General features: G+C 62.0%; 21 protein-coding genes. 12 read left to right on the forward strand and 9 right to left on the reverse strand.

All coding sequences use genetic code 11. The annotated features are described in order from the left end of the window. Positions 1 to 13: 13 nt before the first annotated feature. Genes P6U31_RS12635 through P6U31_RS12660 form a run of 6 tightly spaced genes read right to left on the reverse strand, consistent with a single transcriptional unit; the run spans position 14 to position 6,381 of the window. Positions 14 to 775: an SDR family NAD(P)-dependent oxidoreductase gene (locus P6U31_RS12635; protein ID WP_407188720.1), complete on the reverse strand. Its 762-nt coding sequence runs from the start codon at positions 773 to 775 to the stop codon at positions 14 to 16. Beyond that, positions 772 to 1,620 carry a sugar phosphate isomerase/epimerase family protein gene (locus tag P6U31_RS12640; RefSeq protein ID WP_407188722.1) on the reverse strand — a complete coding sequence of 283 codons (849 nt, stop codon included), beginning with the start codon at positions 1,618 to 1,620 and terminating at the stop codon, positions 772 to 774. Before P6U31_RS12640 ends, P6U31_RS12635 begins: the two co-directional genes overlap by 4 nt. Next, positions 1,617 to 2,381, reverse strand: a complete 765-nt coding sequence (locus P6U31_RS12645; protein ID WP_407188723.1) for an SDR family oxidoreductase — start codon at positions 2,379 to 2,381, stop codon at positions 1,617 to 1,619. Before P6U31_RS12645 ends, P6U31_RS12640 begins: the two co-directional genes overlap by 4 nt. Beyond that, positions 2,374 to 3,063, reverse strand: coding sequence for an acylneuraminate cytidylyltransferase family protein (locus P6U31_RS12650; protein ID WP_407188725.1), 690 nt, complete (start codon positions 3,061 to 3,063; stop codon positions 2,374 to 2,376). Before P6U31_RS12650 ends, P6U31_RS12645 begins: the two co-directional genes overlap by 8 nt. Continuing rightward, positions 3,063 to 4,982, reverse strand: a complete 1,920-nt coding sequence (locus tag P6U31_RS12655; protein ID WP_407188727.1) for an N-acetylneuraminate synthase family protein — start codon at positions 4,980 to 4,982, stop codon at positions 3,063 to 3,065. The genes P6U31_RS12650 and P6U31_RS12655 overlap by 1 nt, the downstream gene beginning before the upstream one ends. Positions 4,983 to 5,004: 22 nt before the next feature. Beyond that, complete coding sequence (locus P6U31_RS12660; protein ID WP_407188729.1) at positions 5,005 to 6,381, reverse strand: CBS domain-containing protein; 1,377 nt, start codon at positions 6,379 to 6,381, stop codon at positions 5,005 to 5,007. 489 nt (positions 6,382 to 6,870) lie between these two features. On the opposite strand from P6U31_RS12660, the gene P6U31_RS12665 reads away from it, so the two are divergent. Then, positions 6,871 to 8,760 carry a hypothetical protein gene (locus tag P6U31_RS12665; RefSeq protein ID WP_407188731.1) on the forward strand — a complete coding sequence of 630 codons (1,890 nt, stop codon included), beginning with the start codon at positions 6,871 to 6,873 and terminating at the stop codon, positions 8,758 to 8,760. Between the two features lie 146 nt (positions 8,761 to 8,906). Here the strand turns inward: P6U31_RS12665 and P6U31_RS12670 are convergent, their stop codons facing one another. Together P6U31_RS12670 and P6U31_RS12675 are read right to left on the reverse strand one after the other, a co-directional pair. Next, the gene (locus P6U31_RS12670) at positions 8,907 to 9,617 is read right to left on the reverse strand and encodes a class I SAM-dependent methyltransferase (RefSeq protein ID WP_407188732.1); all 711 of its coding nucleotides are present in this window, start codon (positions 9,615 to 9,617) and stop codon (positions 8,907 to 8,909) included. Beyond that, positions 9,614 to 10,678: a glycosyltransferase family 2 protein gene (locus P6U31_RS12675; RefSeq protein ID WP_407188734.1), complete on the reverse strand. Its 1,065-nt coding sequence runs from the start codon at positions 10,676 to 10,678 to the stop codon at positions 9,614 to 9,616. The genes P6U31_RS12670 and P6U31_RS12675 overlap by 4 nt, the downstream gene beginning before the upstream one ends. Positions 10,679 to 10,942: 264 nt before the next feature. Between P6U31_RS12675 and P6U31_RS12680 the strand changes: the two genes are divergently transcribed. The 11 genes from P6U31_RS12680 (at position 10,943) to P6U31_RS12730 (ending at position 22,670) form a co-directional block, all read left to right on the forward strand. Then, positions 10,943 to 12,208 carry a methyltransferase domain-containing protein gene (locus P6U31_RS12680; RefSeq protein ID WP_407188735.1) on the forward strand — a complete coding sequence of 422 codons (1,266 nt, stop codon included), beginning with the start codon at positions 10,943 to 10,945 and terminating at the stop codon, positions 12,206 to 12,208. 58 nt (positions 12,209 to 12,266) lie between these two features. Further along, positions 12,267 to 13,040: a glucose-1-phosphate cytidylyltransferase gene (gene rfbF / locus P6U31_RS12685; protein WP_407188736.1), complete on the forward strand. Its 774-nt coding sequence runs from the start codon at positions 12,267 to 12,269 to the stop codon at positions 13,038 to 13,040. Then, the gene (rfbG, locus tag P6U31_RS12690; protein ID WP_407188738.1) at positions 13,022 to 14,119 is read left to right on the forward strand and encodes a CDP-glucose 4,6-dehydratase; all 1,098 of its coding nucleotides are present in this window, start codon (positions 13,022 to 13,024) and stop codon (positions 14,117 to 14,119) included. The genes rfbF and rfbG overlap by 19 nt, the downstream gene beginning before the upstream one ends. 45 nt (positions 14,120 to 14,164) lie before the next feature. Next, complete coding sequence (locus tag P6U31_RS12695) at positions 14,165 to 15,397, forward strand: Gfo/Idh/MocA family oxidoreductase (RefSeq protein ID WP_407188739.1); 1,233 nt, start codon at positions 14,165 to 14,167, stop codon at positions 15,395 to 15,397. Positions 15,398 to 15,495: 98 nt separating this feature from the next. Then, the gene (locus P6U31_RS12700) at positions 15,496 to 15,897 is read left to right on the forward strand and encodes a hypothetical protein (protein ID WP_407188741.1); all 402 of its coding nucleotides are present in this window, start codon (positions 15,496 to 15,498) and stop codon (positions 15,895 to 15,897) included. A gap of 186 nt (positions 15,898 to 16,083) precedes the next feature. Then, positions 16,084 to 17,592, forward strand: coding sequence for a hypothetical protein (locus tag P6U31_RS12705; RefSeq protein ID WP_407188742.1), 1,509 nt, complete (start codon positions 16,084 to 16,086; stop codon positions 17,590 to 17,592). A gap of 63 nt (positions 17,593 to 17,655) precedes the next feature. Beyond that, positions 17,656 to 18,648 carry a glycosyltransferase family 2 protein gene (locus tag P6U31_RS12710; RefSeq protein ID WP_407188743.1) on the forward strand — a complete coding sequence of 331 codons (993 nt, stop codon included), beginning with the start codon at positions 17,656 to 17,658 and terminating at the stop codon, positions 18,646 to 18,648. Positions 18,649 to 18,706: 58 nt separating this feature from the next. After that, the gene (asnB, locus tag P6U31_RS12715; RefSeq protein ID WP_407188745.1) at positions 18,707 to 20,518 is read left to right on the forward strand and encodes an asparagine synthase (glutamine-hydrolyzing); all 1,812 of its coding nucleotides are present in this window, start codon (positions 18,707 to 18,709) and stop codon (positions 20,516 to 20,518) included. A 6-nt stretch (positions 20,519 to 20,524) separates the two neighbouring features. Continuing rightward, positions 20,525 to 21,127 carry a class I SAM-dependent methyltransferase gene (locus P6U31_RS12720; protein ID WP_407188746.1) on the forward strand — a complete coding sequence of 201 codons (603 nt, stop codon included), beginning with the start codon at positions 20,525 to 20,527 and terminating at the stop codon, positions 21,125 to 21,127. After that, positions 21,124 to 21,885 (forward strand): methyltransferase domain-containing protein, encoded by a 762-nt coding sequence (locus P6U31_RS12725; RefSeq protein ID WP_407188747.1) that lies wholly within the window; start codon positions 21,124 to 21,126, stop codon positions 21,883 to 21,885. Before P6U31_RS12720 ends, P6U31_RS12725 begins: the two co-directional genes overlap by 4 nt. Next, on the forward strand, positions 21,885 to 22,670 hold the full coding sequence (locus tag P6U31_RS12730; RefSeq protein WP_407188748.1) for a class I SAM-dependent methyltransferase: 786 nt from the start codon (positions 21,885 to 21,887) through the stop codon (positions 22,668 to 22,670). The genes P6U31_RS12725 and P6U31_RS12730 overlap by 1 nt, the downstream gene beginning before the upstream one ends. Before the next feature lie 72 nt (positions 22,671 to 22,742). Here P6U31_RS12730 and P6U31_RS12735 read toward each other — a convergent pair whose 3' ends face one another. Then, a complete protein-coding gene (locus P6U31_RS12735) occupies positions 22,743 to 23,966 on the reverse strand; it encodes a phenylacetate--CoA ligase family protein (protein WP_407188749.1) in 1,224 nt (407 codons plus the stop codon). Between the last annotated feature and the right edge of the window lie 64 nt (positions 23,967 to 24,030).

A 24,030-nucleotide genomic window follows, 5' to 3' on the forward strand; every position in this document is an offset into this window, starting at 1 on the left:
GAAAGGCTCCTGTTCAACTGCGCAACTGGCCGCCGTCGGCGACCATGACGCTGCCGGTGATGAATGCCGCGCGGGGCGAGGCGAGGAATGCAACGAGGTCGGCGACCTCGTCGGGCTTGCCGAGCCGGCGCAACGCCACCTCGCGCTCGAGCATCTCCTCGACCGCAGCTCTGTTTTCCGCAAGCTTGCGCGCCCAGGTTCCGTCCGCCGAGACAATGTTGCCCGGCGCAACCGCATTGACGCGGATGCCTTCGAACGCCAGCGGGCGGGCCAGGCCGCGCACGGTCGCATTCAGCGCGGCCTTTGCAGCGTAGTAGGTGACGGGTGCGCCAAGCGCCGCCATGCCTGCGATCGAAGAGATGCAGACGATCGCGCGGTCGCCGCTGCCGCGCGCCATCAGCGGCCGGGCGGCTTCGATCATGTTGGTCGTGGCGAACAGATTAAGGTCCATCACTCGCGACCACTCCGCCGCGGTTTCCTTTCCGGGCGGTACGGAGGCGCCGCTGCCGACGTTGCAGACGAGGATGTCGAGGCGCCCCCAGCGCCGCTCAATCTCGTGCACCAGCCTCGCGGCAGCGGCGGGGTCGGTGACGTCGGCCGCGTGCACCGATGTGCTGCCGCCGATCGCAGCTCGCGCGGCATCAAGCGCATCGGCTCCCCGCGCTGCGAGCGCGACCTTGGCTCCTTCCGCAGCGAGCGTCGTCGCGATCGCAAGTCCGATCCCGCGGCTGGCGCCGGTGACGAGAGCGACCCGATCGTTCAGCTCGAGCTTCATCGCGCCGCGTCCTCGATCCACCCGATCGTCATGTCGCGATACCTGGCGAGCGCTCCGGCGTGATCACCATCGGCGGCGCGCGCGGTCTGCAGGATGTACTGACCCTTGTAGCCGGAACGCTCGATCAGGCGGATGGTCTTGGGAAGATCGGCGTTGCCTGTGCCGAGCGGCACGGTAGTGCCGCCGCGAATGCGGTCCTTGACATGCACATTGAGGATGCGCGGCGCGTAAGCGGCGATCTCCTCGTCGCTGTCATAGCCCAGCGAGGCACTGTTGCCGCTGTCGTAGTTGATGCCGAAAACATCGGTCGGAAACGCCTCCATGAACCGGGCAAGCTCTCGCGGCGGCAGATCGGATTCGAAGACGATCTTGACGTTCCGCCTTGCGAGCTGCTCGCAGCGTGCGAGCAGCACACGCTTCAACGTATCGCTCTCGCTCGCGCGCTCGATCTTGCCGTTGTCGACCAGCGGGATCACGACGAACTCGATGCCGATGCGGCTACAGGCGGCGATCAGGAGATCGAGGTCGGCGACGAGCGCGTCACGCACGACGGCATCGACCTTCCAGAATGGCGCCTGCATGAAGCAATCGCCGGTCAGGCTCGGGATGCGCACGCCGTTCTGGCGCGACAGTTCCAGAATCTCCTGTTGCCCCGGCTCCGTCGACAGCGGGTTCTCACGCAGCCGTTCCTGATCGATAGTCCATTCCATCCGCGTCAGGCCGAGCGCCTTCGCGCGCGGGAATTCCTCGCGCCATTCGTTCCATGGGAACGCCTGGATCTTGCCGTCGACAAGCGCCGACAGGCGTCCCTGCATGAAGCCGATGCGTTCGAGCGTTGCGGTCACGATTTGCTATCCGAACTGAGGGCGAGGCCTTTGGCGGTCCAGCCGCCGTCGATGAAGATCTCCTGACCGGTCACGTAGGCAGAGGCTTCCGACGCCAGGAAAACAGCCGCTCCCACCATGTCGGCAGGCTGTCCCCAGCGGCCGAGCATGGTGTGGCGGCGTCGATCCTCGTGCATGGCAGGGTCGGCAAAGCTCTTCGCGGTCATCTCGGTCGCGACATAACCCGGCGCCAGTGCGTTGACGCGTATGCCGTCGGGCGCGTAGTCGGCGGCGAGGGCGCGCGTCAAGCCGGCAAGGCCCGCCTTCGCCGCAACGTAGCCGGGATTGCCGGGAAAGCCGCGGATCGAATTGATGCTGGTGACGTTGACGATTGCAGCCGCGCCCGCCTTTTTCAGGAGCGGATAGGCGGCAAGGATGGTGGCGTAGACGCCGGTGAGGTCGGTCGCGACCGTGGCGCGGAAGCGCGAAAGCTCGCTCTCGGCGCTGTTTGCGGGCAGGCTGATGCCGGCGGCATTGACCAGCGCGTCGATCCGTCCGCCTTGCGCTGCGATCATGCCGAATGCGTTTTCGATCGCCTTGTCGTCGGAGAGATCGCAGCCAATCGCGGTGATGCCGCGCGGCGCGGTCCCGGACCGGCTGAGGCCGAATACCGTAGCGCCTGCATCTTGGAGGCCGGCCGCAATGGCGGCGCCGATGCCCCGCGAGGCGCCGGTGACCACCGCGAACTTGCCGTTGAGCGAGAACGCGCTGAGGTCAGGCATAGCCGTAACTTTGCATGATGGCGGCGCAAAGCTTGACGTCCTCGGGACGGTCGATCTGGAACATCTTGTGACGCTCCATGATGTGAAAACCGATCTTGCCGCCGAGACGATTGTTCTGCTCGCGCAGGAGAGATGGGATCAGGACGTAGAACGAGCCGTTCTCGAGGTAGCGCTTCTCGATCTGCTGGCGCATGCGGCGGTTGCGGAAATCGTAGTTGATCGGCTCCGGGCCGTTGGCGCCGATCCGCCAGTTGAAATAGTCCTCGACCTCGCAGACCGAGAGCAGGCTGTCGAGGTGCTCGCGGTCGAAAGTCTCGAGGGCCCGCTCGATATCGTCGGATTCGCGGATCGGCGAGGTCGCCTGGAGCGCGACGATGCGTTCGAAGCACCCGAGGCGCGTATCGATGGCCTCGAGCGCATGCAGCCAAGCCGATTCGGAAGAAGCGAGGTCGCCCGAAATGTCGTCCGGACGCCGCACGCCGACAGCTCCAGCGGCCTCAGCCGCGGCGAGGATGTTGTCGCTGTCCGACGAGACCGCCACCACGTCGACGCCCCGCGCCGCGCGGGCCTGCTCGACGGTCCAGGCGATCAACGGTTTGCCGCAGAGATCGAGCAGGTTCTTGTGCGGGATGCCCTTCGAGCCGCCGCGTGCGGCGATCACGGCCAGCGTCTTGCGCGCCATCAGATGTGCCCCTCGAGGCGCTCGAGGGCGGTCCAGAAGCCTTCGCCCATGTTCTTGTGGCCTTGCCATATCTCGGGAATGAACGATGCGGTCGGTGCATGCTTGCGCAGGACCTGTCCGATCTCTTCGAAATCGATCTCGCCTTCGCCGATCTGGAGGCCTTCGCCATCGAGCCCTTTGGCGTCGCCGAAGTGCAGATGGGCGGTGTGCGGCCCGAGCTGGGCGAGACCTTGCGCGAAGTCGAAACCGAAATGATTGGCGGCGAGCTTCGTGTGCGAGATGTCGACGCACATGCGCAAATCATGCTTGGCGCAGAATGCCGCCGCCTCGTCCGGAAAGATGAAGATGTTCTGGTGGCGCTGTCCGCCGAAATGCCAGGGGAACGGCGCCATGGTCTGCGGCGTCAGCTCGACGCCGTCCATGTCGAGCTCGGTCAAGCTCTGCGCGAAGATACGGTAGCGCTCGGCCTTCTCCTCCGGCGGCAGCGGCTCGTCCATGGTGAAGCCGCCGATATTGGCGACGATGGGGGGGCGCTTGGTCTTTGGAAAGTACTTCTTCAGGCCGCGGGTGATGTCGATCACCGCCTGTGTCTGCTCCAGTGAGTAGCGCCGCAGCGCCTCGTCCGGCGTTGCGAGGTCCATCAGCTTGGAGCCGGCGAACAGCTCGGGCGCGTGTACAACGAAGCCGAGATCGTAGGTGCCGGACAGATAGGCCGCGGGATCGCGCTCCATGTCGCTGTAGCTGAGATGGAACTCGATGATGTCGGGCTTGCAGATCTCCAGAAAGCGCTCGGCGTCATGATAACGCACGGGCACGCCCCAGGGGCGGTCGAAGCGATATCGCCGTGCCCTTGCCGCGCCTTCATCGAGGTCGCTCTGGAAGAAATAGTCGTCGGTCGCCATCGTCCGCGTCAGCTTGCGACCGAGCAGCGCCGGCATCTTCAGCGGCGACAGGCCCTGTCCCGGGCTCTTCACCGCGATGTCGGCCTCGGAGATCACGGTACCGGCCGAAAGGTCGCGCGCGGCCACCAGGCTCTTGGCGAGATTTTCGCGGTTGATCAGCTCGCCCTGGCTCAGCGCGCGCTCGGCCCGCTTCTCGCCCCGCGCCGCCTCGACCTCGCGGATGGCGGAGACGAGCGCCTTGAATTCCTCCGACTCCAGGCTCGCGGCATGGTCCGGACCCTCCATCTCGCGGTCGAGGGTGATGTGGCGCTCGATGACGACGGCGCCGAGCGCGACGGCGGCGGTCGAAACGGCAATCCCGCGCTCGTGGCCCGAATAGCCGACGAGCGGATGGATCTCGCGCAGCGTCTCCATGAAACGCAGATGGATGTTGTGGAGCGCGGCCGGATAGGTGCTCTGGCAATGCAGCAGCACGTAGCTCGCGTTGCGCTCGTCGAGGAATTTCGCCGCGGCCCGGATCTCCTCCGTCGTGCTCATGCCGGTCGAGACGATCAGCGCCTTGCCGGTGGCGGCGAGGCGCGCGAGCAGGGGCAGGTTGGTGAGGTCGGCCGAGGCAACCTTGTAGGCCTGCACGCCGAAGCTTTCGAGCACGGCGACGCTGCTCGCGTCCCAGGGCGTGCAGAGATACTGGATGCCCTTCGCTGCGCAGTACTCGGCGATCTTCTTCTGCTGCGCGGTCGGAAGCTCGAAGCGCCGCAACAGATCGAGGGTATATTCGACCGCGAGGTCGTCGTCCTTGCCGGAGAGGCTCGATGCACGATAGACCTCGTCGAGCTTGCGCATCTGGAACTTGGCGCAATCGGCCCCGGCGGCAACTGCGGCATCGACCAGCGCGATGGCGCGGTCGAAGTCGCCATTGTGGTTGTTGCCGATCTCGGCGATGACGTAGCAGGGTTCGCCGTCGCCCAGAAGATGGTTGCCGATGCGGACCGGAGCGGGCTGTTTGGGCGATGTCATCAACATTCTCGTCTCATAAGCGTCAGGTGAATCGCGTGGGAAAGCGCGACTTCCACGTCCGCAGCCCGTTCTCTTCGAACATGACCCGCGAACAGTTGTGTCCCTGTTGTTCCAGTGCAGCGATGAGCTGGTAGCGCTCGAATGGACGTACGAAGAAGACGAAATATCCGCCGCCGCCGGCGCCCAGCAGCTTGCCGCCGACCGCACCATGCTGCTTGGCGAAATCGTAGACCGCATCGATCGCGTCCGACGAGATCTTCGAGCTCAGCTTCCGCTTGGCGTGCCAGGCCTCGTCGATCAGCCGGCCGCATTCGAGCAGCTGGCCGCGGAGAAGGTGTCGCCGGATATCGCGCGTGACTTCCTTCTGCTTGGCAGCCGCGGCGACGGCATCGCTGGTCTCGTGCTGGGCCTTCTGGTCGCGATGGATGGCGCCGGAATTGCGGCCGGAGCCGGTGTAGCAGAGCACCAGGCTCTCCTCGAGCTCGGCGATGATGTTGGGGTCGAGTCGCAGCGGTACGATGGTGTTCTGGTCGGAGAAGAACTCCATGTGATTGAAGCCGCCGAACACGGTGGCGTACTGATCCTGCCAGCCGCCGGGGATGTTGAGCATCAGCCGCTCGGCCTGGAACGCCATCTCCGCGATCTCGTGGCGGTCCCACTGATCGCTGCGGAATTCGTTGAAGCAGCCGATGATGGCGGAGGTGACCACCGCCGAGCCGCCGAGGCCGGAGCCGACCGGGAAGTCGGCGGAGACTTCGAGCTCGAACCCGTAAGCGGGCTTGATCAGGCGCACGACGGACTTGATCAGCGCCAGATCTCCGTCCGTTCCGAGCTCTGCGAGGTTGTTCGCCTCGATGGTGCGCCGGAAATCGTGCGAATAGATCCGGATGCTGGAATCGTTCCGCCGTCGCAGCGTCGCATGAGCGTACATCTTGATCGTGGCGTTGATGACCGCGCCGCCGTCATTCGCCACGAAATAGTGCGTGAGATCGGTACCGCCGCCGGAGAAGGAGATGCGGACCGGCGAGCGGGCGCGCGCGAACACCTCGCTCTCCTCGGACAGGTTGAACAGCTCACGGCTGAACACGTCGGCCAGCCGTCCCTCGGCGTCGAGAATTGGGACCACGTGTACACGCTGGTCGAGCAATTTGAGAATTTGCTCGCGTGGTCCGCCGGCGCGCGCCCAGACGAAGTTGCGATTGACGCAGGTCGCTACCCGATCGTGGATGGTGAGGCCCGTCAGCATGCGCCTGCGGATATCGCCGTCGGTTACCGCGCCGACGATTCGTCCGTCGGCATCCTGCGCGAATAGAATGCCGAGCATGTTTGCATTGAGGCGCCGGAAGGCTTCTTCAATGGTCTCGGTCTCGGCGATGGTGACGTGGCTCTTGTCTGCCAAGCTATCAGGTCCAAAAAGTGCAGGCAATTCCAGCTCTTATCCCCCAGGGACAGCGAGCGGTTGAGGCCGTTGATACGGCAGGGGGGGCGATGATGCAAGGCTTCTGCGGGTCCAGAGACCTCCATCCTGATCGGAGCTTTCCTGGCCCGGAACAGCCCGATCCGGCGCGCAAGGTCGAAATGCAACCCGATCGTGCCGCGGTAGCGGCTGTGCGCTGGTCGGAAAGCCCGGAATTGGCTATTGCGACAGTCCCGTGTCGTGCCGCGAATGGTTGGGGCATCCTCCGATATCGGGTTGTAGAAGGACGTTGCCTCCATGCATTCTCTCCAATCCCCCCTGGATGAATTGGGTCGATCTCCGGGAGCGGAGCAGGCCTCGTCCGACGCCAACGCCGTTTGCTTCGCTGCGAGTTTCGCGTGCGCGATGTCGGCAACGTCAGGCGCACTATGCGCGATCGTGCGAAGTCCCTTGGGGAGTCCGCACTGGTTCGTGATCGTGAAGGCGTTCCTGCTGCTGGCATCGCTCGTCTCGTGCGTCGTGGTGTTGGCCCGCAGGAGCGGACTGCAACAGCGCGCAAGCCACGGCAGCATGGTTCTCGCGATTATCGCGGTGATGTTCTTGCCGTGCCTGGCGTTGGTGAACCGCACCATTGCCGATATCCTCGTCTACCCGATCTTGCTCGCGGCAATAACTGCAGGGGCTTTGCGTGCAGTAGCGCTGGCGCGGAGCATGTCGCGGCCCAGGTTGATGTTGGCTGTCATCTGTGGCTGCGGTGCCGGAATCGGCTACTTTTTCGTTGTGAACGCGAAGGGTTATGCCACCGTACTCACGGCGGAACAGACGCTGACGGGCCTGCAGCACCTCGACACTCTGTTTCATGCCTCCATCGCCAACATGCTCGTGCAGTCGGGGCACCCGAGCACCGGCTTGGATGGTTTCTTGCCGATCAAATACCACGTCCTTTCCCACATTTGGATCGGAGGCATGGGGCGATGGCTCGGCGTCGCAACGCTCGATAGCTACTATCTCGTGGCGCAAATCATAGCCATCCCGCTGTTGCTGTTCAGCTTGATCATGGCAGGGGCGTTACTGCGGCGACAAGGACCTGGATTGGCTGATAGCACTCTCGTCACGCTTGTTCCGCTCTTGCTCTTAATGGTTGCCGACCTCTGGGGTTGGACATCCTATCTCGTTTCCGAGAGCTATTTTGTCTCGCTGGTTCTATTCTTGTTCGCAATGCCATTGATGGGAGAGATTGCCGACCAGGCCGCGCCACTCCGGCTTCCCGTCTTTGCGCTGGTGATCGCTGGAACGCTGGTTCTCTTCGCCAAGATTTCGGTCGGCGTTATCTTTTGGGGGGCCACGGGATTCTTGCTATGGCGACGACTGGGCTTGACCCTTCCCAACCTCGTCATGCTTGCGGTGCCGATCGGGCTTCTGGTCGGGCTTGCCAGCATGATCAGTTCGCCGGATGCCGGTACCTATGTTCGTACGCTGCGCCCGCTCAGTTTCGTGCGCGAATATCCGCAGGGCGCCTTGCCGAACATCGTCGCCAACTTGGTGCTGCTGTACGGCGCCGGACGCTTTTGGCTTTCCGGCTCGCTTGCCGAACGGCGGCTGGCTGAGTGGCTTGCGCTGGTCGCCGTGGGGAGTCTCGTTCCGGCTCTTCTGCTCGACATTGCAGGAGGCTCGGCGTTCTATTTCGCCAATGTCGGCACCTTCGCCTGCATCGTTTTCCTGACCGCCTACCATGCCCCGATCATTGAACGGCGGAAGCCCTGGCTATCCCGTCCCAGTGTCGTTCTCGCCCTTCTTGTCCTCGTGGGGCTCGCCACCGATGAAAAGAGAAACAGCCCGTCCAGGCTGGCGCTCCAGTTCCAGGAACTGCGTGCACGAGCTCATCTGCTCGCCGGCCGGGGCGAGGTCTCGCCGCTCCCGGTGGTGCCTGCCATCGCGGCGCTGCTGGCGCCCGGTGGCAACGTTCGACAGGAGATTGCGGCGGACGTCAGTCGTGGGCCCGGAGCACGATCAATCGAGATCCTGCGTTCGCTGCGCGCAGGGCAGATGCGCAATGTTGCGGTGTTCGTCGCGCCTGACAATCGTCCGTTCTGGACCAATTATGTCGACTGTCGAGGCGATCCCCTTTTCGTTCCGGCAGTCATTGGCGTGCCCATGTTGAAGGGGCTTAATCCTCCGGAGTTCAAGTGTGCCAGGGACCTTTACTACACCACCAGCCTCTACAGAGAGGATGCGTTCTCGGCCGTTACGAGCGACGATCAGCTTTGCGCAAGGGCGTCGGGCTTCGGGCTGAATGAGGTCTTGATCCTCGCGACCCCGGATCAGGGGCGGAGATTGAGCTGCGCCGTGTCGAAACGCTGAAGATCGGGATATCGGCTAGCGTTCTCTTTGCACGATCACGATAATGCGTGCCATCCCGGTATTTCCCGGCGCAGAGCTATAGGGTTGGCCAGTACGATCAATCCCACCAAGCAGATGGCGGACATCGCGGCCAGTCGTGCCGCGCCTCACGAGGGCACGTGAGCCGCCATGCAGTACTGCGCGCCGAGTGGCAGCCAACCGAGGCTCGCCTCCAGCTTGTGGAACAAGGGGGTATCGAATGGGGTAAAGATGATGAATTGCCGCTTCGGCTCTACCAAGCCGGCGGCGCGACACAGCTTGGCGAGGCGGCCCGAGCGGAGCAGCACCGCGTTCTGGTCGAACGGACAACTCCTGACGATCTTCTGCGTCAGCGGATTGAGCGGATTGTGCTCGATGATGATGACAAGCCCGCCCGGTCGAACGACACGGCCCGCCTCCACAAGAAACGCTTTCCAGTCGTCCGGCGGCACGTGATGCATCACGGCGATGGCGTATGCCACGTCGTAGCTGCGATCCCGGTAGGGAAGCTGCGTCCCCTCATAGACGTCGTAGTGAACGTCCGGGTTGGCTGCTCGCGCCTCCTCGATCACGCTACCGGCGACGTCGATTCCCGTGAGTTTGATGCCGGACTCCGCGGGGCGCAGATGCGGATGGATTAGACCTTGTCCGCAGCCGATGTCGAGCACGTCGAGCGGCTGCGATGGAGCCATTCTGCGCTGGGCGCGGAAGGTTGCGAACTCGTCCAGCAGGTAGCGCGCCTTCGCCCGTGTGAAGAAATCCTGAGGCTGACCGCTGAAAGCGACCGCATTGTCGATCTGTTGGCTGTAGCCCTCGCGATATTGGTCGAACTCTGTCATCGTGCTTGCCTTGTCTCGGTCCGGCGAGGAAGTATGTCATCCGCGTCGCTGGTGTCAGCGGAAGATCTGGTTTGTTGCACCAGGCGGCCGCGGGACAAGTCCGGCACGTTGACGCTGTACTCGATCACGGTCGTCGGCCGCGATCGCACCTGATTGTAGATGCGCCCGACGTATTCGCCGATGATGCCGAGAAAGATGGCGTTCAGGCTGATGCCGAACAGCAGCAGCACGGTCGTCGTGGCAAATCCCGCCGGCCAGTTGATGCCGAAGAGCAGCCGCGAGAAGATGTAGAAGAAGCTGGCGAGACAGGTCAGCAACGAAATTCCTAATCCGATGAAGGCTGCAAGACGAAGCGGGAAGATCGAGTGGGTGATCAGCCCGTCGACCGCGAGCGCGATAAGCTTGCCCAGCGGGAACTTGCTGACGCCCGCTTGCCGGGCTTGCCGGTCATAGGCGACACCGACCTGCTTGGTGGCGAGCAGCGAGGTCAGGCCGCGCGTATAGGGCGCGACGTCGTTGATCAGATGGAGTTGATCCAAAACGGAGCGGTCGATCAGCCTGAAATCGCCGCTGTCGAGCATCAGATTGTCGTCAGACAATCGTTTGAGCAGCCGGTAGTAGAATCGCCGTGCCCATTGCAGCAGCTTGCTCTCTTGCCGAAAGCGCCTGATGCCTACAACGACGTCGTGACCCTGCTCCCACAGCTCGAGGAATTGGGGAAATACCGACGGCGGATCCTGGAGATCACAGTCGATCTGAATCGCAGCGTCTCCGGAAGCCAGACGGTAGGCGGTAAGCACGGATCTCTGGAATCCGAAGTTCCTGGCAAAGCGCACTGCGCGGACGCGCGGGTCCGTTGCGGCCAGTTCGGAGATGATCGCGATCGATGCGTCGGTGCTGTGATTGTCGGTGAAGATGATCTCGAACGCGTAGCGATCCTTCATCTGCTCGAAGACATCGCGAACGGCTTCATAGGCCCTGCGGATATTCCCTTCCTCGTTGAAGACGGGAATCAGGATGGAAATGAGCTTGCGGTCGCTTTCGACAGGCGTCCTGCGCATTACTTGCTTTGTCCCGTTCGTGTCTGAAAGGGCTTTGTCCGAGAGATGATGTCAGCCGGAGATGCTAGTACCAGATGCCGCTCACCGCGCAAAGCCATCCGAGTTCTCTCCACGGCAAATTATGCAATGTTGCGAAGGACATATGCTTGATTAATGGGGGGCGTTCCATTAAGGGTCGCCCGGCGCGCTCTATGTCGCGCCACCACTTGCGGGTGTCGTCTACCAGAAATTTGCAGTAATCCGTTGTCGCGACTAAGGTTCCGAATGCCCAACGCTTCACATCATGACATCCCGACCGGAAAGCTGACGCGCTGCCAGGTTTGCGGCTCCGAACGGCTCGAGCTCGTGATTGACCTCGGTCATCAGCCTCTGTGCGATTCGCTTCCCTCGAAGGCGCAGCTCGACGGCCCCGAGACCAGCTATCCGCTGCGCCAAGTCTGGTGCCGGGATTGCTCGCTGTCGCAGATCGACTACGTCGTTCCGCCGCAAGTCGTCTTTCACCCCGAGTATCCCTATCGCTCCGGCATCACCAAGGAGCTTGCGGTCTACCAGGATGCGTTTGTTCAAGATGCGGTTGCAGACCTCGGGCTCAAGCCGGACCAGCTCGTCGTTGACATCGGATCCAACGACGGGACGCTGCTGTCCGGTTTCAAGCGGCGCGGCATGCGGGTTCTCGGCATCGAGCCGACCAACATAGCGCGCATCGCGCGGGAGCAAGGCGTCGATACGTTGCAGGCCTTCTTCGACGAGGAAACCGCGCGCAAGGTCGTGGAGACGCACGGCCAGGCGAAAGTGGCGACTGCGACCAATGTCTTCGCGCATGTGGCGCAACTCGGTGGCTTTGTTCGCGGCCTGGAACGGCTGCTTGCGCCCGATGGCGTCTTCATTCTTGAAAACCACTATCTGCTCGACGTCATCGAAGGCGGCCAGTTCGACACGATCTACCACGAACATCTGCGCACTTATTCGCTGAAGTCGATCGTGAAGCTGTTCGAATTTTTCGATTTCACCTGCGTCGATGCCCGTCGCGTCAGTCGCTATGGTGGCAACATCCGCGTCTACGTGGCGAAAGGGCGCGGTCGTCCCGTCAAGCCGGCCATTGCCGAGCTTTTGAAGGCCGAGGACGATTTCGGCCTCTCGCGCCCGGAATGCTACGAGGCTTTTCGCGCGCGCGCCGAGAAGGTCAAGCTCGATCTGCTCGAGCTTGCGCTCGATTGCAAGAAGAAGGGGCTCAGCTTCGTTGGCAATTCGTGCCCTGGCCGCTGCAGCACGCTGCTGAACTACGTCGGTATCGATCGCATGCTGATGCCTTACATCTGCGAGCAGCCCACCTCGCTCAAACTCGGACTGCACCTGCCCGGTAAGCAGATTCCGATCGTCGATAACGAGCGCCTGATCCGGGAGCAGCCGGACTATGTGGTGCTGCTGGCCTGGCACTACGGTCAGCCGATCGCCGAGCAACTGCGCGCGAGGGGACTGAAGTCGAAATTGGTCATGCCGTTGCCTGAGGTCCGCATACTCCCGGATTGAGCTGTGCGCCGGAGATCAAGCTGGTCCGCGCGGCGCTGTGCCTGGTAGGAATGGTGTCATGAAAGCGATGATCCTGGCCGGAGGACTCGGCAGTCGCCTCAGCGAGGAGACCTCCGTGCGACCCAAGCCGATGGTGGAGATCGGCGGGCATCCCATTCTATGGCACATTATGAAGATCTACTCGTCGTTCGGCATCAACGACTTCGTGGTCTGCCTTGGATACAAGGGATACCTCATCAAGGAGTACTTTTCGCATTATCTGCTGCACACCTCGGACGTCACGATCGATCTCAAGAACAATCAGATCGACTTTCACGCCAGCCGATCGGAGCCATGGCGCGTGACGCTGGTCGATACCGGGGCGGAAACCGAGACGGGCGGTCGTATCAAACGGGCGCTGCCCTATGTCCGCGATGACGAGGCGTTCTGCCTGACTTACGGCGACGGCGTCGCCGATATCGACATCGCAAAATTGGTCGCGTTTCATCGCTCGCACGGCAAGCTAGCGACGGTCACCGGCATTCGTCCGCCGGGGAGGTTTGGCAGCCTCCAATTGGAGGACACCGTCGTGAGAGGATTTACCGAGAAGCCGCTCGGTGACGGCGGATGGATCAATGGCGGATTCTTCGTGCTCAGCCCGCAAGTCGCGGAGCTGATCGCCGGCGATTCCACGATCTGGGAGCGCCAGCCGCTCGAGCGATTGGCCGCGAGCGGAGAGCTTCGCGTATTTCGCCACGAAGGGTTCTGGCAATCCATGGACACGTTGCGAGAGCGCAACCTGCTCGAAGGGCTCTGGAAGGGGGACAATCCGCCGTGGCGCCTGTGGACGTAAACCCGGACTTCTGGCGGGACCGGCGTGTCCTCGTGACCGGTCACACCGGTTTCAAGGGCTCCTGGCTAAGCCTGTGGCTGTCCACCATGAGTGCGCGCGTTTTCGGCTTCGCGCTGGCGCCGCCGACCTCGCCCTCCTTGTTCGAGCGGGCCGAGGTCGGGTCCGTCGTAGACGATACAAGGGGCGATGTCAGAGACATCCAACCGCTCTCCCATCTGCTCGCAAGGAGCAGGCCCGACGTCGTGTTTCACCTGGCGGCACAATCGGTCTTGCGGGAATCCTATGTTGATCCGGTCGGCACGGTTGCAACCAACGTAATGGGGACGTTGAACGTGCTGGAGGCGGTGCGCCAGCACAATCTCAAGGCAAAGGCGGAACGATCGGGTGACGGCGTCCGTTCGCTCGTCGTCGTCACCAGCGACAAGTGCTACGAGAACCGGGAATGGGTATGGGGTTATCGCGAAGACGAGGCGATGGGGGGCCACGACCCCTATAGCACCAGCAAGGGTTGTGCCGAGCTGCTGCTGACTTCATACAATCGCAGCTTCGCCGAGCCACCCGCAGCCTCGGGCCGCGCCGGCAACGTCATTGGGGGCGGCGATTGGGCAAAGGACCGTCTGGTCCCGGACGCGGTTCGTGCCTTTGCGGCTGGACGTTCTCTCGAGATGCGCCGTCCGCGGGCCATTCGTCCTTGGCAGCACGTGCTTGAACCGCTCTCGGGCTATCTGCTCCTGGCGGAGGCCCTCGCGGACAAGGGCGCGGCCGTTGCGCAGGGCTGGAACTTTGGCCCCGGACCGGAAAGCGAGCAGCCCGTGGTGCACCTTGTGGATACGCTCGCGGCGATCTGGGGCGACGGGGCTCGGTGGTTGCATGTGGGCGGCGACGAATTGCACGAGGCGACATTCCTGAAGCTCGATTCATCGAAGGCGCGTACGATTCTCGGCTGGCGACCTCGGCTCGGATTCGACGAGGCGCTGAAGCTGACTGCTGATTGGTACAAGGCGGATTTGGCGCGGCCGGCATCCTCGATGCACGAATTCACGCTCGGCCAGATCCGCGATTATTGCCGCGCGGTCTGAGCGCGGGGGCGGACGGCTCGCTCCAGACGGTGCCAGAGGACTGACATGAGCGGACTTACGGTAGCCTTGATCGGGGGTGGAAGGTGGGGGCGGACGCACGGCTCCATCCTTGCACAGCTCTCCGACCGCGTCGGGCGTGTGCTGTGGGTCTCACGCCATGAGAGGGAGGCCGTAGATGCATTTCTCGGCAACCTGCCGGGAGCACGCGACCGATTCACGCTGGTCGAAAGCCTAGAGACAGCGTTGGCTTTGCGCCCTGACGCCGCGGTCGTTGCGACACGCGCCAGCGATCACGCGGAGACCGCCGGCACCCTGCTTCGTGCGGCCGTGCCGACGCTGGTCGAGAAGCCGCTCGCGCTAAGCGTAGGGTCCGCAAGAGGTTTGCTAGAACTGGCAGCCATCCGCGACGTTCCGCTTTTCATCGGGCTGCATCTGCTTACGGCGCCGTTCCTGCATCACTTCCTTGCTCTGTCGACGGGGCGCCCCTTGGCCGCTGTCGAACTGGAATGGTTGGATCCCGAGCAGGAGATCCGGCATGGTGTCGCCAAATCAGCCAACCTGACGACGCATAAGGTCGACGAGATCATGCCGCATCTGTGGTCGATGCTGCATCTCGTCGATGATTACGCGAAACTGCAAGCCGACAAGGTGAAGCCGCTGGGGCGAGGCGCAGTCGAAGTGGAGGTCGCAATGAGAGGCGCTCGCGCAACCGTGCGGTTCGGGCGCAGAGCTCCCGAACGCCGTCGGTGGATGCGGCTCGAGTTTCGCGATGGCGGCTATGCAGAGCTCGACTTCACCACCGAGCCCGGCTTGATCATCCTCGACGGTGTTCAGCAGGCAAGCTTTGAATCGAATGGCAAGTTCGGCCCGCTGGCTGTCGAACTTGCCGGCTTTCTGGACACGGTGCGGCTGCGGCCGGACGTTTCGGCGTTTCCCCAAGCGGCATCCCGCTGTATCGGTTCTGTCGAACTGGCTGAAGCGGTGCGGGCGCAGCTGCTTGTTCACGAGGCGGAAGCCGTAGCGGACCGGCTCGCGCGTGGCGGCGGGCTGAGAGATCCCGATGTCTTGGCTTGGCTTGTCGACAACATCGCACCTCTCCTGGACGTTCGCGAACCACGAAGCGAGAGCGCGAGGGCGGAGCTTGCGGACATCATCATCGACGCGCTCGAGGCTGCGACATCATCAACCCATGTTCAGGACCGTAAGCTGCACGCGATCATCGCGGTAATTCGGCAGTCGGACTTCTTCCGATATCTGACACAGGACCGGCCAGTTTAGCAGCGTCGTCAGACCAGCCGCGACAATTTGCCCGTTGTTCGGCGTTCACGGTGCGTTCAGCACCATCCGGCGATGCTGCCGTGCGCAGGAGAAAACAGATGCTGCTGACCACGATTGCGACGATCCTTGCTCTCTATGGAGCCCCAGCACCGCTGGCCGAAAGCTCCAACCGCGCCCTCGAGGTACAGTATGGCGTGCCGAGACATCCGCCCCCTTGCGGGCACGGCTGGGACTTGAGCGCTCGAGACGGCCTTTGTTATCCGAACGGTTACCTGCCTCCCCAAGACCAGGAGGCGCGGCAGCGATACTATCGCCCGCGATACGACGGGCCAGAGTACGATGATGAAACTCCGTACCCGTCGTACGGAATGCGCAGACGACCGGTTCCCTGCGGTCACGGCGCTGATCTCGATATTCGCGATGGCCGCTGCTATCCGAACGGGATGGTTCCGCGCGAGTTTCAGAACCGGCCAGAGAATTACTACTACCGCCGCTATTGAGGTGCGAACGCTTCCATCCTTATTAGACGCTAGGTCGGGACTCCGGTAGGTTGCGCAACCGTAGCGCTGACGCGCGACTCTGCTTCGGCCCTTGACGTCGTGTGCGTGAAAGGATCGTGGTTGAATGTGCGGGCGAGTACCGATATCGTCCGGCTTGCAACTAGGGCGAGAGGAATCGCGCGGATAATGACGGCAGATGTTGTGAAAGCGCGGCGCTTCACGCTCGCCTCTCTGATCGCGGTGTTATTGTCTCTGGTGGTCTGGTCCGGGATCAACGCGCGCATGTCCGCAAGTAACATCGGCATTGACAAGGATCTCTTGTACCTGTTTTTGTGCGGAGTCGAGCTGGCCGGACAGGCCTCGCATGATCAGCAGGACAAGCTCGTCGCGCATCTCACCGCGGTCTCTGCGGGCGATCACTACGTTTATCGCGCGAAGATGCGGGCGGCCTATTGCAACAACTATCCCTACACCTCGCTCTCGATGTATTTCACTGGGAAGGTGCAGCAGTCGCTTGGCATGACTGATCCCGGGAGGGATTTTCCCCAGTTTGTCTTCCTTTCGTTGTGGTGGGGCATGGCCCTGTCGGGTGCGTTCGTCGGCACCCTGTGCCTGCTCATCGCATTCTGGGCGGCGAGAGGTCCGTTGGTGCTTCCACTGTTTGGCGCCATTGCACTTGCGGCACTGTTCTATGTCACGATCCCGCCGCCCCAACTATCTTGGTCACTGTACCAGCTGACGCCGACGCCACCCGCACCACTGGTCACCCTGCATCGTACCTTCGGGCTCAGTCTCTATGCTTGGATAAATCCGACGGCAGCATACTCGCCATTCTCTGTTTTTCCCCGGTGCTTGTGTGCCATGATTGCCTTCGCTGCATTCGCGCTGCGTTGGTCCGGACGCGGCGGGCTGGCCTATTGGGCACCTATCGCCGTGAGCTTCATGCATCAGAGTGAAGCGCCGATCCTTCTAGCCGTGATGATTGCCTGCGATCTCGTCTCGCGCCCCAAGGAGCTTTTGCGCCCGGCTTGCATAGTCCCGATCATGCTCACGCTCGTGCTCACCGTTCTGCGCGAGCGCATGTTGTCTATCATGGGACTTTCTGCGGTGCAGATAACCATCGCTTTGGTCGTGCCGGTCGGGCTCGCGCTTCTGGTCTTTGCCGTGCCGAAGCTGCGATCCGCAAGCATCTCGCTCGGGGTGATGGTGGACCGCTTCAGGATGAATTACTTCGAGCGCTTGCCCCTTCCTGTAGCGGATGCCGTCGTCATTCTGCTCGGATCGGTCGCGCTGGTACTTCTCTGCTACGTAGTTTCACGGAACGATCATGTGTTCCGGGTGATCTATCTCTGGTCGGAACTCTTCCCCCGCTATATCGGACTATTCCAGCTGCCTGTATTCGCCGGCTTAATATACGCAGTTTGGCACTGGGTCCTGATGAAGCGGAGCACCGCGACGCGCGGGGCGCTGGCGGTAGTCTCGTGCGTATTGCTCATTGTTGCCGTGACGGAATGGAAGAGGCCCTGGCCATCGACCGCTGGTATCGTCGCCCATGCCCGGACTTTCGAGAACGTGCATAATCAGCATTATACGCAGAGCGAGGGTTCTTTCTCCAAGACAGAGACACCATGGTACTACCTGATGCTCAGGCACGCCTACCTCGGAGGCAACGGTCTTGACGACTATTTCCGATGAAAACATCTATTCTGTCGCGCCGTCCTGCCGCGACCGAGCGGAACTGGTTGAGCGCGATACGAGATGAATGAAGCTCTCCCGGGAATTTCCGTTATTGTACCCGTTTACAACGAGGAGAAGTCGCTTTCCATTTTGGTGGATAAGCTGTTCGCTGTTCTGCGTCAGCTACCGAACCGCTTCGAGATCGTGCTCGTCAATGACGGCAGCAACGATGGCTCCCTTGCGCTTCTGCGTTCGCTGTCCCAAGCAAATCGCGAGGTCAAGGTCGTCGACTTCCGCAGGAATTACGGCCAGACCGCTGCATTGATGGCGGGTATCGACTACGCTACGAATGATATCGTCGTGATGATCGACGCCGACCTGCAGAACGATCCTGCCGACATCCCGCGTCTGCTGGCGAAGCTCGATGAAGGCTATGACGTCGTCTCCGGCTGGCGCAGGGAGCGCAAGGATTCCGAGCTGAAGCGCAACTGGGTCAGCCGCATCGCTAACCGCTTCATCTCGCGCGTGTCGGGCGTGAAGCTGCATGATTATGGCTGCACGCTGAAAGTCTATCGTCGCAGCGTGGTGAGCGGTGTTCGTCTCTACGGTGAGATGCATCGTTTCATTCCGATCTATGCTGAATGGCAGGGTGCACGCATCACCGAACTTCCCGTTGCCCACCATGCGAGGCAGTTTGGCGCCTCGAACTACGGCATGGAGCGCATCTTCAAGGTCGTGCTCGATCTTCTCGTCGTGATGTTTCTGCGGCGCTATTTCGCCAAGCCGATCTATCTGTTTGGTGGCTTCGGGCTGATCTCGATCATCGCCGCCTTCGCGACGATCGCGCTTTCCATCTTGCTGCGCTTCGTTGCCCATATCTCGTTGATCCAGACGCCGTTGCCGTTGCTTGCCGCCCTGTTGTTCTTGGTGGGCTTGGTCAGCATCCTGCTCGGCCTCGTTGCGGAGATGCTAGTGCGCACCTATTACGAATCGCAAGGAGCCCGTGCCTATCTCGTGCGCGAACTGATCAATTTCCAGGGCGACGCGGTTAGCGCTGTCCAAAGGGATATTTGACGCGATGTGCGGTATAGCCGGATTCTGTGGTGCAGGGGACTTCGGCGACATCCGTGCGATGACGGAGGCGCTCGCGCATCGTGGTCCGGACGGATTCGGCTATCATGCCGACGAGGCGTATCGCGTGTTCCTCGGGCACCGGCGGCTCGCCATCCTGGATATCCGCGGCGGCACTCAGCCGATGTGGAATGAAACCGCAACTATCGCGGTTGTCTTCAACGGCGAGATCTACAATCACGTGGAGCTTCGTGTAGAGCTTGAACGTCTTGGTCATCGTTTTGCGTCTGATCACTCTGACACGGAAGTTCTCGTGCACGGCTACGAGGAATGGGGAGAAGACCTCCCACGGCGTCTGAACGGCATGTTTGCGTTCGCGGTGTGGGACAGCGAGAGAGCTCAACTCTTCTTGGCTCGGGACCGATTCGGCGAGAAGCCGCTGTTCTATTCGACGGAGGCAGGCTTCTTTGCATTTTCGAGCGAATTGCGTTCGCTCGCTAGCCATCGCGACTTCGACGCCTCGCTTGATGTTCGCTCGTTACAAAAGCTGTTCGCCTACGGCTTTTTCCCCGCGCCACGGACGCCCTATCGTTATGCAGCTAAGTTGCCCGGCGGCTCCTGGCTGCGTTTCGATCTTCGCTCGGGTGCCATCACCCTGCATCGATACTGGCAGTTCTCCCTCGCGCCCGACGACGCGATGTTCTCGCGCAAGGAGGATGATCTCGTTGATGAACTCGATCATCTGGTCACGCAGGCGGTGCGCCGCCGACTGATCAGTGACGTGCCCGTCGGCGTGTTCCTGAGCGGCGGTGTTGACTCGAGCGCGGTGCTGGCCGCCGCAACCGACATCGTCGGTAAAGGACGCCTCGAGACGTTCACGATCGGCTTCAACGAGCGTTCCTTCGACGAGTCTGCGCATGCGAGCCGGGTGGCGCAAATTTTCCAGTCCATTCATAACGAGCAGAAACTCGACTTGGCACAGGCCCGCGATCTCATCCCGTCGCTTCTGGACAAGGTGGGCGAACCGCTTGGGGATTCCTCGTTGTTGCCGACCTTTCTCTTGTGCGAGTTCGCGCGGCGCAAAGTGACGGTAACATTGTCGGGCGACGGCGCCGACGAACTGTTTGCCGGTTACGACCCTTTCCATGCGCTACGCGCCGCGTCGATCTACAAGAGCGGTGTACCTAACGTATTGCATGGCATCATTCGAAACGTGGTCGGGAAGTTGCCTGTGTCGACGCGTAACATGAGCCTGGAGTTCAAGCTCAAGCGGACATTGGCAGGGCTGTCCTATGGTCCGGAGTTGTGGAATCCGGCTTGGCTCGGCCCTCTGGCACCGCCTAACATCGAGCGACTGTTCGATGAAAGGGTCCACGCCGAGGAACTCTATGAGGAAGCGCTGGCTCTGTGGAACGCCTCTCCGAGCCACGGTCTTGTCGAGAAGACGCTGGAATTCTATACCCAATTCTACCTTCAGGACGGGATTTTAACGAAGGTCGATCGGGCCGCAATGATGAACTCGCTGGAAGCCCGCGCGATCTTCCTTGACAATGATCTCGTCGATTTCAGCTCGCGGCTGCCGACCAAGTTCAAGTATCGTGATGGCGTGGGAAAATACCTGTTGAAGAAAGTGCTGGCGCGAAGAATGCCGGCGGATATCGTATACCGACCCAAGAAGGGGTTCGGTATCCCGCTCGCTGCCTGGCTCCGGGAGATCCCCGAGCGCATTCCACTGGAGAAACTCGCCGGCGTAGACCTCGCCGAGGTCGCGAAATTATGGCAACAACACCGCAATAGGCGTTCGAACCACGCTATCGCCCTGTGGGTCTGGCTAGGCCTGCAGGCCTTTGGTCGCCGTGTAGCCACTGGATAGGATCGGATGTTGCGGAAAGCGCTGGAGCGGCTTCTAGAACTGCCCGCTGTCTACGATCTCAACCAGTTCATCGGGCAACCCACCGTGCGCCGCTACACGCAGTTGCTAACCGAGGAAGTGCCATTGGACGAGGCGAGCCACGTGCTCGACCTAGGCTGCGGCACCGGCGCGACACGCAGTCTCATCCCCGGGCGCTATGTCGGCATCGACATCAATCCCGATTACATCGCGTCCGCAAAACGCATTCGCTCTGGCGGCGACTTCATTGCGATGGATGCGACAAAGCTCTCTTTTCCCGATAACTTGTTCGATCAGGTTATCTCGGTCGCGACCACGCATCATCTCGACGGAGAGCAGCTCCAGGCGATGGTTCTGGAGGCGCTGCGTGTCGTCAGGCCCGGGGGCTCGTTTCACATTATCGATGCCATCCTGCCGGTTAATTCGCGCGACCGCGCCAAGGAGCTGTTTTTCCGAATGGATAGGGGCCGATTTCCGCGCAAGTTGGAGCAGCTCGTGGCGATCGTGTCGTGTGCGGCCAACGTCGCACGGACGCGGGTGTTGAGGGGACCGATGCACGATGTCGCCTATCTGAAGGTGCTCAGCGTATGAGTGAAAACGTCGGTCAGCGCCAGTACGACGAAAAGTTCATGGATTACGCATCCCTCTCGTCGCATTACGCTGCCTCCGAAATCATTCCGCTACTATTGGGCGTCTTGCCAATTGCGAGCGTGGCCGACATCGGCTGTGCCGGCGGGAGCTGGCTGAGCGTTTGGCGCGCATCCGGCGTTAGCGATGTCAGGGGCGTCGACGGTGACTACGTCAATCAGAACGCCTTGGAGATTCCACGCGAGCTGTTTAAGCCTGCGGACTTGTCGCGGCCGCTCGACCTGTCCCGCCGCTTCGATCTAGTGCAGTCGCTGGAAGTCGCCGAGCACATCGACATGCAATTCGCCGACCAGTTCGTGCACAATTTGGCGACACACGCGGAGAAGTATTTGCTTTTTTCGGCGGCAGTGCCCGGGCAGGGTGGCGAATATCATGTCAACGAGCAGCCGCTAGATTTTTGGCGGGAGCGGCTTATTCGGCACGGCTTTGATGCCTACGACTTTGTCCGGCCAAAGATCATGAGTGATCACCGTATCTCGTTCTGGTATCGCTACAACATTGTCCTCTATGTCCGCCGCGAGCATCAAGCTACGCTCGACCCGATGATCCGCGCCACACGCGTGCCGGAGGGGGTAGCAATCGCCGATTTGTCGCCAACTTGGTTCCGCGTGCGCAAGCGGGTTGTCAGGGCGCTGCCAGTCGCCATCCGCGACGGCCTCGCGCGGCTCAAGGCACACGTTGCCCCAACGGGAAGATTTTGATGACGGAGAACATGGATAAGCCGGCCGGCTCGTCCGAGCGTTTCGGGTACGAATGGAGCCATTATAACGAGATCCGAGCCGACTACGAAACCCAGTTCCGCAAGTGGACGCCGTTTCTCGGGCCAGACGACTGGAGCGGCATGAGTGTGCTCGACGTCGGCTGCGGCACCGGGCGCAATTCGCTCTGGCCGCTGAAATACGGCGTACGCGAAGCCATCTCGATCGACATAGATGACGGCTCGCTCGAGGTTGCGCGGCGCAACCTCGCGAAATACCCGAATGCTACCGTGCTGAAGCGTAGCGCGTTCGACATTGGTTTCGAAGATCGTTTCGACGTCGCATTCTCGATCGGCGTCATTCATCACCTCGAAAACCCTGAGCTCGCGCTGCGGCAAATGGTGAAGGCGGCAAAGCCTGGCGGGCGCGTCTTGATCTGGGTCTACGGATATGAGAACAACGAGTGGATCGTCCGTTTCGCCGATCCGTTGCGCAAGGCGTTGTTCTCGCGCCTGCCGATCAGTCTCGTCCACCATCTATCGCTCTATCCGAGCTTGGTACTGTGGGTACTGCTTCGCCTCGGGGTCGGGCGGCTGGAGTATTTGGAACAGTTGCGGGCGTTTTCGTTCCGCCACGTCCGATCGATTGTCTTTGACCAGATGCTGCCGCGTATCGCAAATTACTGGCGTCGTGAAACGGTTCTGACCCTGATGGAAGGGGCCGGGCTAAAAAACGTACGGACCGAATGGGTCAACCAGATGTCGTGGGCGGCCATCGGCACGAAATAGCCGCTGTGTAACACCCTCGGACAGGATATTCGCGGATAGGTGCGACTCAGTCGTCGTCGCAGAGGACAGAGGCTAGCGCTCGTCCGCGATCACCTTGCCGTCGTTCGGCAGCACGCCGGGGCTGACCAGCTCGACATTGCCGCCGAGCTTCGTCACGGCGCGCAAGCTGGCCGCGATCTCCTCGCGTAGCGCTTCGCTCGCGGTCGCCGTTTCCGCCCTCAATGTCATCGCGTCGGTCTCGTCCTGTCGTGTGACGACGAGGCGTAGTCTTCCGAGCGAGGAATGGCGCTTGCCGATCTCGGCGATCTGCTCGGGACGGACGAACATGCCCTTGACCTTGGTGGTCTGATCGGCGCGGCCCATCCAGCCCTTGATGCGCATATTGGTGCGGCCGCATCTGCTCGGCCCCGGCAGCGCGGCGGTGAGGTCGCCGAGCGCAAGGCGGATCCAGGGATGATGCGGGTCGAGTGAGGTCACGACAATCTCGCCGACGTCGCCGGGCGCGACGGGATCGCCGGTGCCGGGCTTGACGATCTCCAGGATCAGGTCCTCGTTCACAACCATGCCCTCGCGCGCCTCGGTCTCGAAGGCGATGAGGCCGAGATCGGCGGTGCCGAAGGCCTGGTAGGCGTCGATGCCGCGCGCCTTGATCTCGGCCTGGAGCGAAAGCGGGAAGGCGGCGCCCGAAACCAGTGCGCGCCTGATCGAGGAAACGTCGCGCTTCGAGCTCGCTGCCGCATCGAGCAATATCTTCAGGAAGTCCGGCGTGCCGCTGTAGCCGACCGGCCGGTAGGCCTCGATAAGCTCGAATTGCTGCTCGGTATTGCCGGGCCCCGCGGGGATCACGGCGCAGCCGAGCGCGCGTGCCGACGCATCGAAAATGAAGCCGCCGGGCGTGAGATGGTAGCTGAAGGTGTTGAGAACGATGTCATCGGGGCGGAACCCGGCCGCGAACAGGGCCCTTGCGCCGCGCCAGGGATCGGCCTGCCGCCCCTCGGGCTCGAAGATGGGGCCGGGCGAGGTGAAGAGGCGGGCAAATGAGCCAGGGGCCGCCGCCACGAAGCCTCCGAAGGGCGCTGAGGCCTTATGCAGCGAGGGCAGTTCCGACTTGCGCAACACCGGCAGGCCCGCCAGCGCCGCCCTGGAGGTCACGGCGGCGGGATCGAGACCCCTCAGCCGCTCGGCATAGGCCGGGGCGGCCATGGCGGATCGCAGCACCTCCGGCAGGCGGGAGAACAGATCGGCCTCGCGGGCTGCCGGCTCACGGGTCTCACGGGCATCATAATGGGCGGTCATGGCTGTTCTTTCCGTGTTGGCATCCGTTGCGCGCCGCCACCGGCATGGGTATCAGACCGCCATT

The organism is Bradyrhizobium centrosematis, from assembly GCF_045571495.1.
GTDB classification, from domain to species: domain Bacteria; phylum Pseudomonadota; class Alphaproteobacteria; order Rhizobiales; family Xanthobacteraceae; genus Bradyrhizobium; species Bradyrhizobium centrosematis.

Excerpts from the sequence above, each read along its gene's own strand:
- P6U31_RS12635 (WP_407188720.1), bottom strand. The coding sequence starts at position 775 with ATGAAGCTCGAGCTGAACGATCGGGTCGCTCTCGTCACCGGCGCCAGC.
- P6U31_RS12645 (WP_407188723.1), bottom strand. The coding sequence starts at position 2,381 with ATGCCTGACCTCAGCGCGTTCTCGCTCAACGGCAAGTTCGCGGTGGTC.
- P6U31_RS12650 (WP_407188725.1), bottom strand. The coding sequence starts at position 3,063 with ATGGCGCGCAAGACGCTGGCCGTGATCGCCGCACGCGGCGGCTCGAAG.
- P6U31_RS12655 (WP_407188727.1), bottom strand. The coding sequence starts at position 4,982 with ATGACATCGCCCAAACAGCCCGCTCCGGTCCGCATCGGCAACCATCTT.
- P6U31_RS12670 (WP_407188732.1), bottom strand. The coding sequence starts at position 9,617 with ATGACAGAGTTCGACCAATATCGCGAGGGCTACAGCCAACAGATCGAC.
- P6U31_RS12675 (WP_407188734.1), bottom strand. The coding sequence starts at position 10,678 with ATGCGCAGGACGCCTGTCGAAAGCGACCGCAAGCTCATTTCCATCCTG.
- P6U31_RS12680 (WP_407188735.1), top strand. The coding sequence starts at position 10,943 with ATGCCCAACGCTTCACATCATGACATCCCGACCGGAAAGCTGACGCGC.
- rfbF (WP_407188736.1), top strand. The coding sequence starts at position 12,267 with ATGAAAGCGATGATCCTGGCCGGAGGACTCGGCAGTCGCCTCAGCGAG.
- P6U31_RS12695 (WP_407188739.1), top strand. The coding sequence starts at position 14,165 with ATGAGCGGACTTACGGTAGCCTTGATCGGGGGTGGAAGGTGGGGGCGG.
- P6U31_RS12700 (WP_407188741.1), top strand. The coding sequence starts at position 15,496 with ATGCTGCTGACCACGATTGCGACGATCCTTGCTCTCTATGGAGCCCCA.
- P6U31_RS12705 (WP_407188742.1), top strand. The coding sequence starts at position 16,084 with ATGACGGCAGATGTTGTGAAAGCGCGGCGCTTCACGCTCGCCTCTCTG.
- P6U31_RS12710 (WP_407188743.1), top strand. The coding sequence starts at position 17,656 with ATGAATGAAGCTCTCCCGGGAATTTCCGTTATTGTACCCGTTTACAAC.
- asnB (WP_407188745.1), top strand. The coding sequence starts at position 18,707 with ATGACGGAGGCGCTCGCGCATCGTGGTCCGGACGGATTCGGCTATCAT.
- P6U31_RS12720 (WP_407188746.1), top strand. The coding sequence starts at position 20,525 with ATGTTGCGGAAAGCGCTGGAGCGGCTTCTAGAACTGCCCGCTGTCTAC.
- P6U31_RS12725 (WP_407188747.1), top strand. The coding sequence starts at position 21,124 with ATGAGTGAAAACGTCGGTCAGCGCCAGTACGACGAAAAGTTCATGGAT.
- P6U31_RS12730 (WP_407188748.1), top strand. The coding sequence starts at position 21,885 with ATGACGGAGAACATGGATAAGCCGGCCGGCTCGTCCGAGCGTTTCGGG.
- P6U31_RS12735 (WP_407188749.1), bottom strand. The coding sequence starts at position 23,966 with ATGACCGCCCATTATGATGCCCGTGAGACCCGTGAGCCGGCAGCCCGC.